This is a genomic window from Streptomyces fuscichromogenes (assembly GCF_014645815.1).
GTDB lineage: Bacteria > Actinomycetota > Actinomycetes > Streptomycetales > Streptomycetaceae > Streptomyces > Streptomyces fuscichromogenes.
Window position 1 is genome coordinate 46,758 of record NZ_BMML01000030.1, and the last position, 13,202, is coordinate 59,959.

A 13,202-nucleotide genomic window follows, 5' to 3' on the forward strand; every position below is an offset into this window, starting at 1 on the left:
CGATCACGGCGCGGTACAGGCATCGGAAGGAAGCCCAGGAAGTGCCCGCCCCAGGGCAGGCCAGGCACCGGTCACTCGGCCACGATCAGCCACTGTTGCCGCTCCGTCCGGGTATAGGTCCACTGGTTGATGTCCGCCCCGTCCGCCGTCGATCCACCGTCGACGTTGAGGGCCAGCCCGGAGAGCCTGTTGGTGAGACAGAAGTAGCCGTCGCCGGTCGGCGTCACCGCCCAGTGCTGCTGGGGGACGCTGGTGTCGGACCAGATGCGGACGTTGCCGCCGTTCGCCCGCGACAGTCCGGCCACTTCCAGCACCTTGCCGCTGCCCACGCCCTGGATCCTGTAGTAGCCGTCGCCGGTGGATGCGAAGGTCCACTTCTGGTTCTCCTGGCTCCGCCAGGGCTGCTGGCGCACGTCGGTGCCGTTGGCGGTGCCACCTCCCAGAACGTCGGCCACCTGACCGCTGGCGCGGTTCACCAGCCGGTACACCGTCGAGTCCCCCGGCAGCACCCGCGACACCAGTGCCGGCCTCTTCTTCCTGCCGCCGATCCGCACACCACCCACGTTCGCGTAGCCGCCAGTGCCCTCCTCGACCTGTATCCGCACGTATCCCACGTCCCGAGGACTCCATTCCAGGACCTTCAGCGCCCGGCTGCCGCCCCAGATGCCCTCACCCACCGGCACGAAAAGGGTGCCGTCGACACTGGTGCTGATCTTGTACGAGATGATGTCGCCGTCCGTGGAGTTGTTGCGGTTCCACTGCTTCGGCAGATATTCCAGCGTGGACACATCGCTCCAGACTCCGCCGAGATCGATGGTGACGGAGTGGGGCAGGCTCAGGCTCCACGTCGACCAGCACGTCTCGAAGTTCCTGTCACTGAGTCCGTCGATCGCGTTCATGGGGCCCTCACCGTCGTGGAAGCCGGTGGCGTAGGCGCTGACCGGCGTCACCGGGTGTTCCGCGCGCGGCAGTTGGGCAGGAAGCGGCGGGCGGGACGTGTCGGGCCGCCAGGCCTTTCCGACCTCGGCCAGCCTCTGCACGATGTTGTCGTCCAACCTGCCGTCACGGTTGGGCGGGCAGTTGAGGATGAACGAGGTGTACTTCGGCTCCAGATCGACGAGATGGGACAGGATCGACGCCTTGCTGACGGGGTCGGTGGTCGGTGTCGAGGGATGCCAGAACCATCCGTTGCTGATCGTCTGCCCCTGTACGGCGGCGTGCGTGTTCCCCTCCGGCGCCGTGATGCCCAACGGCTCCTCGAAGTAGATCGCGTCGCCGAGGAACGGTACCGAGAGTCCACCGTGGTCGATCATGACGATGTCGGGCTGGAGGGACTTCACATGCTCGCGGATCCGCTGGTACGAAATGGCCTGCTGCCCCATCTGCCATCCGTAGCCGTCCGTGACGAACATGTCGATCTCGCCGTAGTTCGTGAGCAGTTCGGTGATCTGGTCGAGGATGTACGTCAGATCACCGGGCACGATGATCTGATCCGCTCCCACCCCGTGCCGGGTGTCGTACCCCTGAACGCTGTACGAGCGGTCCCAGATCGAGAAGTACAGGCCGACGCGGAGCCCCTCCGCCCGGAAGGCCTTCACGTACTGCGCGACGATGTCCTGTCTGTACCCGCTGTTGGCGACGTTGTAGTCGTTGTACTTGCTCGGCCAGAGGCAGAAGCCGTCGTGATGCTTGGTGGTGAGCACGCCGTAGCTCATCCTGGCAGCCCTGGCGGCCGCGGCCCACTGTGCACAGTCGACGGTGCCCGGAGCGAAGAGGCCGGGGTCCTGGTCGGGCGCGGCCCACTCCTCGTCGGTGAACGTCCCCATGTTGAAGTGGTTGAACATGCCGAACCGCATGTCCACCAGTCTTCTCAGCGCGGTCGTCGTGCCGGTGACGGCCTCGGCCGGCGAACCGGAGAGCACGGGAAGCGCCGCGGCCGCGGCTGAGACGCCGCCGGCGGCCAGGACGGAACGACGGGACGGGCTTCCTGACGGCATGTCTGACTCCTGGATTCAGAGGTGTTCCCACGGAGCGGGCTGGGCCGCCCGTCGAACGACAACAGCGCGAGCATCATTGGATGTCAGGCATGAACTTCTTGCATACGACCGGGCCATGTCAACCATCGTGCTGGGATGAAGAGCGCTTCCATTTGGAGCCAGAGTCGAATTTCGTCCTATTTGCTAAGTTTCCATCACTCTAGACATCCCATGTCTTGAATCACTCCTCTGAGGGATGATGGGATGAACCGATCAGTCCGGCGTGTCCATAGCTGCTTCAGGGGGACCCGGGTGCCGTGCTGGACCTCATGGAGGTACGACGCCTGCTCGAACCCGCCGCCACCGCGTTGGCCGTGACGTGAGTGAACGCCCATGACGCGGCGTTGCCCGCATCTGGCGAGGCCTGGTGGACACCCGGGCGGCGCGGCAGCGGGACATGGTGCCGTTGCTCATCCCACGGCGTCGCGACTCTGGTCTTCCTCCAGCAGGAGCACCACCGTCAGTCGGCGTGGACCGTGCACGCCCGGTACCCGGATCATCTCGATGTCCGCCGTGGCAGAGGGCCCGCTGATCCACGTCAGAGGTCGAAGCGGATCCAGCGAGCCGATCACCTCCGGCATCGACGAGAACACCTGGCCGGCACGTACCACGCACACGTGCAGGTCAGGAAGGAGGGTGGCCGCGCGTCGGCCCTGGCCGGGACCGGTGTCCAGCACAACGGTCCCCGACTCCGCGATCGCGACTGCACAGGTCGTCAGCACCGCGTCCAGCCCGTCCAGTTGTCGCCTGGACAGCGGCGTCGTCTCCTCCGTTAACGCTTCCCCGGCCCACTGCGTCAGCCATGCGATCGGGAACCCGGTCGGCACCATGACACGCCCGGCGGGCAGCACCTCGGCCAGGGTGGACACCAGACCGGCCGGGCCCGCCCGGTACACGGTGGCGCCATACTCCTCCAGTCGCTCGGCGAAGAGCGCGAGCACTGTCTCGCGGTCCGCCGGGTCGACGTCGGGCGCGTGCCTCAGATAGGTGCGCGGCACCTCGGGCGACTGCGTCGGCAGGTCGGCCGTCGCCGACCGGATCCGGCCCAGGATCTCCTCGCGGGCGCCGGTGCTCACTTGGTGCCCCCGTCCGTGCGCTTCCACCAGGTCCGGAAGGACTCCTTGGGGATCTCGGGGACGTTGCGGGTGTCCGTCCAGCCGCGCAGCGGGCCGGGCAACCGTTTCCTCGGCATCAGGGGACCCACCCTGCCCGCCGCGCGCACGGCGGCGTTCCACGCTGCCGGGTGCTCCATGACGGCGCCGACCGCGTCCAACGCCGCTTTCTCCACCGGGTGTTTCACCTTCGCGTCGCCCTCGGCGACCTCATGCCGCAGTTTCAGCAGCACGTCCGTGAAGCGGATCCGCACCGGACAGACCTCGTTGCAGGCTCCGCAGAGCGAAGAGGCGTAGGGCAGCGAGGCGGTCTGAGGGTCGTCCGGTCCCTTGAGAAGCGGGTTGAGGATCGCCCCGATGGGTCCTGGGTAGACCGAGCCGTAGGCGTGGCCGCCGGTGCGCTCGTAGACGGGACAGATGTTCATGCACGCGCCGCAGCGGATACAGCGCAGCGCCTGCCGTCCGACCCGGTCGGCCAGCGCCCTGGTCCGGCCGTTGTCGACCAGCACCAGATGGAACCGCTGCGGCCCGTCGCCGGGGGTGACCCCGGTGAAGGTGGTCGTGTAGGGGGCCATCCGTTCCCCCGTGGCGTTGCGAGCCAGCAACTGCAGGAAGACTTCCAGATCGCGCCAGGTCGGGACGGCCTTCTCCAGCCCCACCACCGAGATCAGCGTGTCGGCGAGGGTGAGGCACATGCGGCCGTTGCCCTCCGACTCGACCACCACGACCGTCCCGGTCTCGGCCACCAGGAAGTTGGCGCCGCTCACGGCGACCTTGGCCTTGAGGAACTTCTCGCGCAGGTGCAGCCGTGCGGCCTCGGCGAGTTGCGCGGGTTCGTCGGTCAACCCCTGCGGAGCCGGACGACCGTGGCGGCCCATCTCCCGGACGAAGACGTCCCGTATCTCGCCGCGGTTGCGGTGCAGCGCGGGCACCACCACATGCGAGGGCAGGTCGTCCCCCAGCTGCACGATGGCGGCGGCGAGATCGGTCTCCCGGGCACTGATCCCGGCTGCCTCCAGCGCGTTGTCGAGACCGATCTCCTCGGTGAGCATCGACTTGACCTTGACGATCTCCCGTTCGCCGGTGGCCCGCACCAGCTCTGTGACGATCCGGTTGGCCTCCGCCGCGTCGCGCGCCCAGTGCACGGTGCCGCCCGCGGCGGTGACCTGTTCCTCGGCCTGGAGCAGGTAGCGGTCCAGGTGTGCCAGGACCTCGTCCTTGAGCGCCGCCGCCGAGTCCCGCAGGTCCTCCCAGTCCGGCCGCTCGGTGACCAGTTTCGCCCGCTTGCCGCGTATGGTCCCGGTGGCGCGGGTGACGTTGGAGCGCAGTTGCATGTCCTGGGTGGCGGCGGCAGCAGCTCGGGGAAAGGCGGGCCAGCCGACGAAGGTGCGGCTCATCGGGCCACCGCGCCCGCCGCCAGAGGGAGTTCCGGCACCGGACCGTCCTCCCAGGTCCGGGCCAGGATCTCCACGAGGTGCATGGTGTGCACCGGATGCCCGTCCCGGTCGAGCCGGCCCCCGATGTTCATCAGGCACGAGTTGTCCACGGCGGCCAGCACGCTTGCTCCGGTCTCCACCACATGGCGGGCCTTGTCGGCACACATCGCCCCGGAGACGGCGGCGTTCTTCACCGAGAAGGTGCCGCCGAAGCCGCAGCACTCCTGCTGTGCGGGCAGTTCGGCGAGATCGATGCCCGCGACCGCGCACAGCAGCCGGTAGGGCCGGTGACCGACGGGTGCGGCGCGCAGGCTGTGGCAGGTCGGATGGTAGGTCACCCGGTGCGGGAAATAGGCGCCGACGTCCTCGGCACCCAGCACATCGGTCAGATACGTCGTCAACTCGTGGACCCGTGGCACGAGTTCGCGCACCGCTCGGACGAGGCCCATGTCGCCGGCCGCCTCGGCGGCGGTGGCGTAGGCCTCGGCGGGCATTCCGCCGCAGGACGCGGACGGGATCACGATCGCCTCGTAGTCGGCGAAGACGTCGACGAAGCGCCGGGCAAGCCGGAGCGTCTCGGAGCGGTAGCCGGTGTTCCAGTGCATCTGCCCGCAACAGCTCTGCGCGGACGGGAAGTCCACATCCACTCCCAGACGGCGGAGGAGCGTGACTGCGGCCTGGCCGGAACGAGGAAAGAGCGCGTCGTTCAGGCAGGTCACGAAGAGGGCGACGTTCACCGGTTCGCCTTTCGGTGTGCGAGAAATGCCGACTCATGAAAGCATGCATACAAAGATAGATGCAAGTATAGATGCAAACTTAGATGCAAGCAGCGATACAAGCTTGGATGCAGAGAGTCCTCGTGCAGGCCAGAATGGGTGTATGCCGAAGCCTCAGCCTGCCGCCGACCTCGTCTACACCCGTCTGCGCGATCGCCTTCTCGACGGTGACCTCTCCGGTGGCGAACTGCTCTCGGAAGGCGTGGTCGCTGCGGAGCTGGGCGTTTCCCGCACCCCCGTTCGCGAGGCCTTTCTGCGCCTGGAGGCCCAGGGTTTCCTGCGGCTCTACCCCAAGCGCGGTGCGATGGTCGTCCCGGTCACCCCCGGTGAGGCCCTGGCAGTGCTGCAGGCCCGCCTGCTGATGGAACTGTTCGCCCTGGACTCCGTGGCCGCCGGCCCTGCGGACGTCGTCCGCGCCACCGGCACCGAGCTGCTGGCCCTGGCCAACCGCGAAGCCGACGCGGACGGGGGCCCCTCATCCCGCCAGGCCCTGGAGACCGCACGCGATTTCCATGCCTGCCTGATGCGAGCCGGGGGCAACGCGGTCCTCGCCGCCTCCCACGCGGCCCTGTGGGACCAGCAGATCCGCGTCAGCGCCGCCTCGACGACGCGGCCCACGCACGTCATGGAGGACGTCGAGGAACACAGCGCGCTGGCACGCGCCCTGGCCGACGGTGACCCCACGAGCGCTCGCGAGTCGCTGATCGGCCACATCGCCGCCGTGGCCCGGCGCATCGGTCTGGCGAACGGGCCGAGCCTGCCCGGCACAGGAGGCCACGGCCGGCGATGACTGCCGCGGAGCGGGTACTACGAGCGGAGCGCCCATGTCCCCGGGGCACGGGTAGAAGACACGGCGGTGTCCCGCGTCGCGGTGATGCCGCACCGCGACGCGGGACCGCTCGCTGGATCAAGGACGATCGCTCCGGTCGGCCCGTCAGTTCACGGAGAACTGACTGAAGTTCGCCGTGCCGGGGCTTCCGCCGTGGGCCGTGAAGAACACGCCGGCGTCCTCGCTGCTGTTCGCTCCGGTCAGCGTTGCCGTGCCGACGGTGGTCCAGGTGGTGCCGTTGGCCGAATAGGATCCGGTGACCGAGGTGCCGCTGCGGACCAGGCGGAGCCAGACGGGGGCGATGGCGGCGCTTCCGGTCTTGGTGGTGTTGGTGTCGAGGTAGCCGTCACTGTCGGAGTCCCACTGCAGGGAGACCCCCTTCCCGGGGGTGGCGGCGAGGACGACATAACCGGTGGACGAGGCGGTGCCGGTGATGTCGTTGCGCAGCATCAGGCCGGCCTTGCCCCAGTCGTTGGTCTTGTCCTGGCTGTCGACGTGCACGATCACGGTCGACGACGTTCCCGCCGCGCCTGGCTGGTAGGCCGACGAGTAGTCGTCGTCGCGGGTCGTTCCCGCGGCCCACGTGTCGATGCCCGCGTTGGTAAGGGACGTCACCCCCTGCGTCTGGCCCACGGCGGCCGGGACGGAACTGTAGGCCTTGAAGGGGGTGGTGACGATCCGCAGGTTGCTGAAGGCCGCGCTGCCGACGGTGGTGCCGTGGGCCGTGTGGATGAGGCCGGCGTCCTGCGTGGCGGCCATGGACGGGAGCGTGACGGCCGAGCCGATCTGCGTGAAGGTGGCGCCGTCGGTGGAGTAGAAGGCGGACACCTGGGTGGCGGTGCGGGTGAGTCGTACCCAGACCGGCGCCTTGACCGTGGAGGCCGTGCATGTCATCTGGTCGAGGTAGCCGTCGGCGGTCGAGTCCCACTGGAAGCAGACGCCGTGGCCGGGGGTCGCCACCGCTACGGCGTAGCCCGGGGAGGAACCGCTGCCGGTGAGACTGTTGCGCAGGACGACACCGGCCTTGGCCCAGCCGTTGGAGCTGTCCACGTTGTCCACCCGGGTGGTCACCGAGGTGCCGTCGACGGCGGCGCCCGGCAGGTAGACGGTTCCGTAGGCGTCGTCGTGCTGTCCGCCGGCGCCCCAGATGTCGGCTCCCGCGTCGGTGATGGTGAAGCGGCCGCCACTCTGGCCGGTGAAGGCAGGGGTGGAGGAATAGGCACTGTAGGGGGCGGTGACCGGGTCGGTGGTCAGGGGACGGTAGAGGGGCTGGATGCCGGCGTTGTCCATCACTGTCCGGGCGCCGGACGGCCAGTTGCCGTCGGCGACGACGACGGTGCCGCTCACGACGTTCCCGCGACTGCCGTTGGTGATGTTGGTGGAGTTGTTGCTCGTCCAGTTGTCCGTGAGGGTCAGGGCGCCGGTGTTGTTGGTGGAGCTGCCGTTCTGGTTGGCCCAGCGGCCGGTGTCCCGGAAGACGTTGTTGGTGTCCGTGAAGTTCCGGGATCCTTCATCGTGGTAGAAGCCCATGTAGTTGTTGTTCGTGTGGCAGTAGTTGCGCTCGAAGGTGCTGCCGGGCGACGCCGACAGGGTGTACATGCAACCGCCGTCGTTCATCTGCTGCATGATGTCGTGGATGTAGTTGTCCGTGACGTGGTTGTTCGCGGCCGTGGTCGCAGTGGTGTAGACCGGTTGGTAGTTGTACAGGCCGCGGTTGACGTAGTCCTGACTGCCACCCGGGTCGTTGGTGCCCCAGCCGTAGCCGATGGTCATGCCGGAGTAGGGCAGGTTGTACACCTCGTTGTGCGACACGGTGGCGCCGTTCACATAGGTGAGCAGGATGGACGACATGTCCCGATAGTCCAGTGCCACGTCGTGGATGAGGTTGTTGCTCACGGTGATGTTCTGGTTGGTCATCCGGCTGTCGCTGGGGTGGTGCGCGTCCGCCTGGAGCCCTCCGACGACGATGCCACCGCCCGCGTCCTGGGTGAAGACGTTTCCGGTGGCGGTGACGGTGTCGGCGCCGAGTCCCACGCCGGTCGCGTGCGCGTTGGCGTCGTTGCCGATTCCGAGGCCGACCTGCCCGAGCTGGGTGAACCGGTTGCCGGTGAAGGTGATGTGGTCGGCGGCCGAGACCTGCACGGCCGCCGGCATCTGGTCCCAGTGGGGGCGGGTCGCCTCGAAGAGCGGGCAGCCGCTCTGGCATGAGGTCAACGCGTCCGACGGGCGGTCCCAGGTGCCTCTGAGGTAGGCGCCGGTCTGCTGGCTGGCGTAGCCGTCGGTGCCGGGCCGCAGCCAGCTGGTGCCCGAGAACTGCAGCCCGGAGAAGGTGATGTGGGTGGCGGGAGAGCCATAGCTTCCCCCGACGTCGAGGAGTGACTGCAGCTCTGGCACCTCGACGTCGGCGGTGCTCATGTCCTGCCCCGGGAGCGGCTTGTAGTAGAGGGTCCCGGTGCCCGTGTCGAGGTACCACTCGCCGGCTGTGTCGAGGAGTTCGTAGGCGTTCTCGATGTACAGCGGGCCCGCCCGGAAGGGGCTCGTCAGGGTGTCGTAGCCGAAGGTGTTGTCGTCCCAGGACGGCTGGCTCATGGTGATGGTGCCGTTGCTGATGCCGGACACCGGGGCGTAGCGGTCGGTGAAGGACCCGATGCCGTGGATCTCGGTCCGGCCCGGGTTCGCGAGGCTGTTGAGGTAGCTCAGCGCGCTGCTGGTGAACGTGTAACCGCTGGTGGTCGCGGTCAGGTCGGAGCGGTTGAGCGAGGCGCGGGCCCTCGTCGCCTGCATGCCGTTGACGTACAGCTGCCGGGTGTCGAAGCCGGTGCCGACACTGGCCTGCCAGATGTTCTTGGCGGAGTCGTGGAGGGTCCAGCCGGTGGCCTGCTGCGCACCGGTGATCACGGGATGGGCGCCCAGCGCGGCTTTCCAGGTCACCGTGTAGCCACCGGTGCCGGAGTCGGCCGAGGTGAAGGTCAGCGGTGCGGAGAGCCGGTAGGTGCCGTCGGCGAGCTCGACGGTGATGTCGCTCGTCATCGAGTTGTTGATGGCCCGGACGTTGGTCTTGGCCTGGGTGAGGGAGCAGGGCTGGCCGGCGGAGCAGGCGGTACCGGTGCCGTTCGGAGCCACGTAGAGCGTCGTGGTGGCGGCGAAGGCGGGCATGGCCTGGGCGAGGACGGCCCCGGCCGATGCGGTGAGCAGCGCGAGTGCGGCCAGACATGGTCTGAGCCGGTCACGCAGCGCGGGACGGAGGCGGGTTGGGCGCATCTGGCACCTTCCGGTTGTGCAAGGGAGTCACACGCGGGGCGCCCCGGTCATGGGGTGACAGCCCGGCGGTGATTTCGGAGGTGATACGGCGACGTAACGTTAGTCGTCATACGTATGTCGTCAAGATGTGCGACAGAAATAGGTCCGTGCCCGAAAAGGAACCCGCCCCCGGCCTGACGGCTCGGGGGCGGGTTGAGGTCGAGTGCGCCCGGAAGGTCGAGTGCAGCTCAGGGGGTAGCACCTGGCTGCGGTGCGCGGCGGCGGCGCCACGCGGCCTCGATATGCGCCGTCATGGCGTCCGCGGCACCTTGCGGATCGCGCGCCAGGAGCCGCTCGGCCACCTGGCGGTGTTCGGCGTTGGCCTGCTCACAGGCGTGAACGTCGGGAGTGCCGGTGTACAGGAACGTGCCGCGCGCCTGCGTGTGGACGGTCCGGATGATGGAGCGGCCCAGCCTGTTCCGGGACGCCTGCATGATCCGGTCGTGGAAGGACACGTCGGTCTCGACGAAGCGGGCAGGAGTGGCAATCTCCTCGTCCAGTTGGCCGAGCAGCCGCTGTACGGCCCGGAGGTCGTCGTCGGTGGCGAGTTCGGCGGCCTGGGCCGCCATCTGGGCCTCCAACGCCGAACGCACGCCGACGAGTTGGTCGAGTACGACGAGTTCGTCGTCGTGCCGGACCGTGGCGGCCAGGACGACGGGATCCAGAAGATTCCACTCCTCGGACTGAGTGACGGTGGTACCCGAGCCCTGCCGGGCCCGTACCAGCCCCTTGCCCTCCAGCGACTTGACGGCCTCGCGGATGGTGATGCGACTGACGCCGAACGTCTCGCACAGTTCGGGTTCGACCGGCAGAGCGGAGCCCGGCGGGAGGGTGCCCGACACGATGGCGTCGGTGAGGGACTCCACGACGGCGTGAGCCAGCCGGGCAGGACGCTTGGGCCAGGGTTTGAGCATCGGTGGATCCCCGACGCCACTTCTGCCGCTCTTCGCCATGTGACCCCCTTACTGGTGTGGACGACGGCCGAGTCTACTGCGCCGGAAGCCTTGACAGCATTCGTATGACGACTTACGTTACACGAAAATTTCGCAGCAGCAGCTGCCGTCGCAAGGGGCAACACCGTGCGCATTGTCGATGTGGAGAGCTATCCGGTCCGGGTTCCAGGAGCCAGTCCGCCGTTCGTCTGGCGTGACGGGCTGCTGGGCAGCCCGCCGGACGGCGAGGCCGCAGTGCTGCGCATCGTCACCGACGAAGGGAACGAGGGGGTGGCGATGGCGCCCCGCCGGGGCAGCGCAGTCATCCTCGCGGACCTGCTGGACCGCTTCCTGCGCAAGGAGCTCGTGGGCCAGGACCCACTGCAGAGGGAATGGCTCTGGCACCGCATGTGGGAACTGGACCGCACCGAGGAGCTGCCGCTCTACCTGCTCGGTCTCGTCGACATCGCGCTGTGGGATCTGGCCGGCAGACTTTCCGACCGGCCGACCTGGCAGGTGCTGGGCGGTTTCCGCACCGCGATACCCGCCTACGCCTCCACCGTCACCTACTCCTCGACGGAGGAGTACCTGGACATCGCCGACCAGGCCCTGGAACTCGGGTACCCCGCCATCAAGCTCCACGCGTGGGGCGACGCACGCCGCGACGCCCGGCTGTCGGTGGCCCTCCGGGAACACGTGGGAGATGCCGTCCCCCTGATGTTCGACGCGTCCGCCGGATTCGACCTCCCCGACGCGATCCACCTCGGGCACGCCCTGTCCGACGCCGGTTACCTCTGGTACGAGGAGCCGATCCGGGAGTTCAGCATCACCGCGTACAAGCGCCTCGCCGACGCGGTGGCAGTGCCCCTCCTGGTCGCCGAGACCTCCGACGGGGCCCACATGAACTCCGCCGACTTCATCCAGGCCGGCGCCGCCACCTTCGGCGTCCGCGCCTCCACCCAGCTGCGCGGCGGCTTCACCGGCGCCATGCGCACCGCCCACCTCGCGGACGCCTACCGGCTGCGCGCGGAGGTGCACGGGCCGGAGATCCCCAACCGGCACCTGTGCATGGCCATCTCGAACACCACGTACTACGAGTCCCTGGTCATGGGCAATCCCATCAGCCGCGAGAGCGGCATCGACGCCCACGGACTCGTCCACGCCCCCACCGGGCCGGGCGTGGCCCTGCCCGCGGGCCTGGACTACCCTCCCATCCTCCAGCGGTTTGTCGACAAGGAGACCTTTACACCGCCGAAGGCCTGATCGACCACGAGTCCCCCGCTCCCGATTCCGCCGTACCCGTTCCCTCCACGCCTTCGGTACGACATCCCTCCACGCCTCTCCTATCCGGCGCCTCCGCCGACATCCCGTGGACATCTCCACTGACACGCAGACATGAGGTCAGTCATGAACAACGACGTTCCCGTCACCTCCCGCCGCCAGGTCAGACGCGCAGCCGGCGCGGCCCTGGGCGCCGTCTCCCTGCTCGCGCTCGCCGCGTGCGGGAACGCCGACCCCACTCCTGCGGCGAGTTCCTCCCCCGCGGCCTTCAAGCCCGCCACCCAGCAGGCCGGCAGCGAGATCACCGTCTGGGCGGACGCCGCCCGGGTCCCCGGCGTGCAGGCCTACCAGAAGGCGCACCCGGACGTGAAGATGAAGATCGTCACGTACAGCGGGGACGCGAACGGCGCCAACGATCTGCAGACCAAGGTCCAGCTGTTCGACCGCACCGGGAGCGGCTGGCCCGACGTCGCCTTCAGCGCCAACGTCAACGACGGCAGCTGGGCCTCCCAGGGCAAGACCCCCTACGCGGCGCCCGTCGACAAGGGACTGATCCCCGAGTCCACACTGAGCGGCTTCGCCGACGGCGCGCTGAACCCCTGCACCTTCAACGGCGCAACCTACTGCCTGCGCAACGACCTGGCCCAGAACGTGCTCTGGTACAACAAGTCCCTCATGGACAAGTTCGGGTACTCCGTCCCGACCACCTGGGAGCAGTACCAGGCCCTTGGCGCGAAGGTCGCCAAGGAGCACCCCGGCTACCTGGTCGGAACCGCCGGGGACGCGTGGACGCCCGAGGTGTACTTCTGGGCCAGCCAGTGCCCCGCCAGCACCACGACCGGTGCCAAGAAGGTCACCGTGAACCTGCAGGACCCCAAGTGCACCCGGATGGCGAAGCTGCTCGACGGCCTGATCGCCAAGGGCTCGGTCTCCAAGGACACCGTCTTCAGCGCCGGCTTCATCAAGAACAAGGCGAGCAAGGTCCTCATGCTCCCCGGCCCCTCCTGGTACGGGCAGGTGCTGTTCAACTCCACCTTCAAAATCCCCAAGAACCGGATCGCCGCCGCCGCACCGTTGAAGTTCGGAGGCGACGCCAAGAACTACACCGGCAACGTCGGCGGTGGCCTGTGGTTCGTCTCCTCCCACAGCAAGAACCTCAAGGCGGCTTCCGACCTGGTCAGCTGGATGACAACCTCCAACTCCTACCAGGCCACCGCGGCCACCTACCCCGCATACAAGGAGGCGGCCGTCGCCTGGCTCGCCAACCAGAAGAAGACCGGCTACTTCGCCAAGGACGTCAGCCCGGTCTTCCAGCAGGCCGCGGAGCTCATCTGGCCCGGCTGGTCCGCCACCCAGTACAGCCAGGAGGCGATCTACTCCTCCACCGTGATCCCGGCCCTGAACTCCGGCAAGACCCTCACCGACACCCTGGGCACCTGGCAGACGGCCATCACGGACAAGGCCAAGTCCCTCGGATACACCGTCAACTAGCGAAGCGGA

General features: G+C 68.2%; 9 protein-coding genes and 1 pseudogene. 4 read left to right on the forward strand and 6 right to left on the reverse strand.

The features are described 5' to 3' along the window. Positions 1–71: 71 nt before the first annotated feature. The gene (locus tag IEZ11_RS42290) at positions 72–1,997 is read right to left on the reverse strand and encodes an alpha-L-fucosidase (protein WP_189268387.1); all 1,926 of its coding nucleotides are present in this window, start codon (positions 1,995–1,997) and stop codon (positions 72–74) included. A gap of 272 nt (positions 1,998–2,269) precedes the next feature. Here IEZ11_RS42290 and IEZ11_RS51460 point away from each other — a divergent pair. Continuing rightward, positions 2,270–2,356: pseudogene (locus IEZ11_RS51460) on the forward strand (GntR family transcriptional regulator); the annotation flags it as partial. 90 nt (positions 2,357–2,446) lie between these two features. Here the strand turns inward: IEZ11_RS51460 and IEZ11_RS42295 are convergent. Genes IEZ11_RS42295 through IEZ11_RS42305 form a run of 3 tightly spaced genes read right to left on the reverse strand, consistent with a single transcriptional unit; the run spans position 2,447 to position 5,321 of the window. Next, on the reverse strand, positions 2,447–3,112 hold the full coding sequence (locus tag IEZ11_RS42295) for a LutC/YkgG family protein (protein WP_189268388.1): 666 nt from the start codon (positions 3,110–3,112) through the stop codon (positions 2,447–2,449). Continuing rightward, positions 3,109–4,545: a LutB/LldF family L-lactate oxidation iron-sulfur protein gene (locus IEZ11_RS42300; RefSeq protein WP_189268389.1), complete on the reverse strand. Its 1,437-nt coding sequence runs from the start codon at positions 4,543–4,545 to the stop codon at positions 3,109–3,111. Before IEZ11_RS42300 ends, IEZ11_RS42295 begins: the two co-directional genes overlap by 4 nt. Beyond that, positions 4,542–5,321: a (Fe-S)-binding protein gene (locus IEZ11_RS42305; protein WP_189268390.1), complete on the reverse strand. Its 780-nt coding sequence runs from the start codon at positions 5,319–5,321 to the stop codon at positions 4,542–4,544. Before IEZ11_RS42305 ends, IEZ11_RS42300 begins: the two co-directional genes overlap by 4 nt. A gap of 142 nt (positions 5,322–5,463) precedes the next feature. Between IEZ11_RS42305 and IEZ11_RS42310 the strand changes: the two genes are divergently transcribed. After that, a complete protein-coding gene (locus tag IEZ11_RS42310; protein ID WP_189268391.1) occupies positions 5,464–6,150 on the forward strand; it encodes a GntR family transcriptional regulator in 687 nt (228 codons plus the stop codon). 144 nt (positions 6,151–6,294) lie between these two features. On the opposite strand, the gene IEZ11_RS42315 is transcribed toward IEZ11_RS42310, so the two are convergent. Together IEZ11_RS42315 and IEZ11_RS42320 are read right to left on the reverse strand one after the other, a co-directional pair. Further along, positions 6,295–9,450: a DUF1349 domain-containing protein gene (locus tag IEZ11_RS42315; protein ID WP_189268392.1), complete on the reverse strand. Its 3,156-nt coding sequence runs from the start codon at positions 9,448–9,450 to the stop codon at positions 6,295–6,297. Between the two features lie 227 nt (positions 9,451–9,677). Further along, positions 9,678–10,403, reverse strand: a complete 726-nt coding sequence (locus IEZ11_RS42320) for a FadR/GntR family transcriptional regulator (RefSeq protein WP_189268393.1) — start codon at positions 10,401–10,403, stop codon at positions 9,678–9,680. A 165-nt stretch (positions 10,404–10,568) separates the two neighbouring features. On the opposite strand from IEZ11_RS42320, the gene IEZ11_RS42325 reads away from it, so the two are divergent. Both IEZ11_RS42325 and IEZ11_RS42330 read left to right on the forward strand, forming a co-directional pair. Then, positions 10,569–11,684, forward strand: coding sequence for an enolase C-terminal domain-like protein (locus IEZ11_RS42325; RefSeq protein WP_189268394.1), 1,116 nt, complete (start codon positions 10,569–10,571; stop codon positions 11,682–11,684). Positions 11,685–11,828: 144 nt separating this feature from the next. Then, positions 11,829–13,193: an ABC transporter substrate-binding protein gene (locus IEZ11_RS42330; protein WP_189268395.1), complete on the forward strand. Its 1,365-nt coding sequence runs from the start codon at positions 11,829–11,831 to the stop codon at positions 13,191–13,193. Positions 13,194–13,202 lie beyond the last annotated feature (9 nt).

Coding starts and splice junctions, on each gene's coding strand:
- IEZ11_RS42290 (WP_189268387.1), bottom strand. CDS start 1,997: ATGCCGTCAGGAAGCCCGTCCCGTCGTTCCGTCCTGGCCGCCGGCGGC.
- IEZ11_RS42300 (WP_189268389.1), bottom strand. CDS start 4,545: ATGAGCCGCACCTTCGTCGGCTGGCCCGCCTTTCCCCGAGCTGCTGCC.
- IEZ11_RS42310 (WP_189268391.1), top strand. CDS start 5,464: ATGCCGAAGCCTCAGCCTGCCGCCGACCTCGTCTACACCCGTCTGCGC.
- IEZ11_RS42315 (WP_189268392.1), bottom strand. CDS start 9,450: ATGCGCCCAACCCGCCTCCGTCCCGCGCTGCGTGACCGGCTCAGACCA.
- IEZ11_RS42320 (WP_189268393.1), bottom strand. CDS start 10,403: ATGCTCAAACCCTGGCCCAAGCGTCCTGCCCGGCTGGCTCACGCCGTC.
- IEZ11_RS42330 (WP_189268395.1), top strand. CDS start 11,829: ATGAACAACGACGTTCCCGTCACCTCCCGCCGCCAGGTCAGACGCGCA.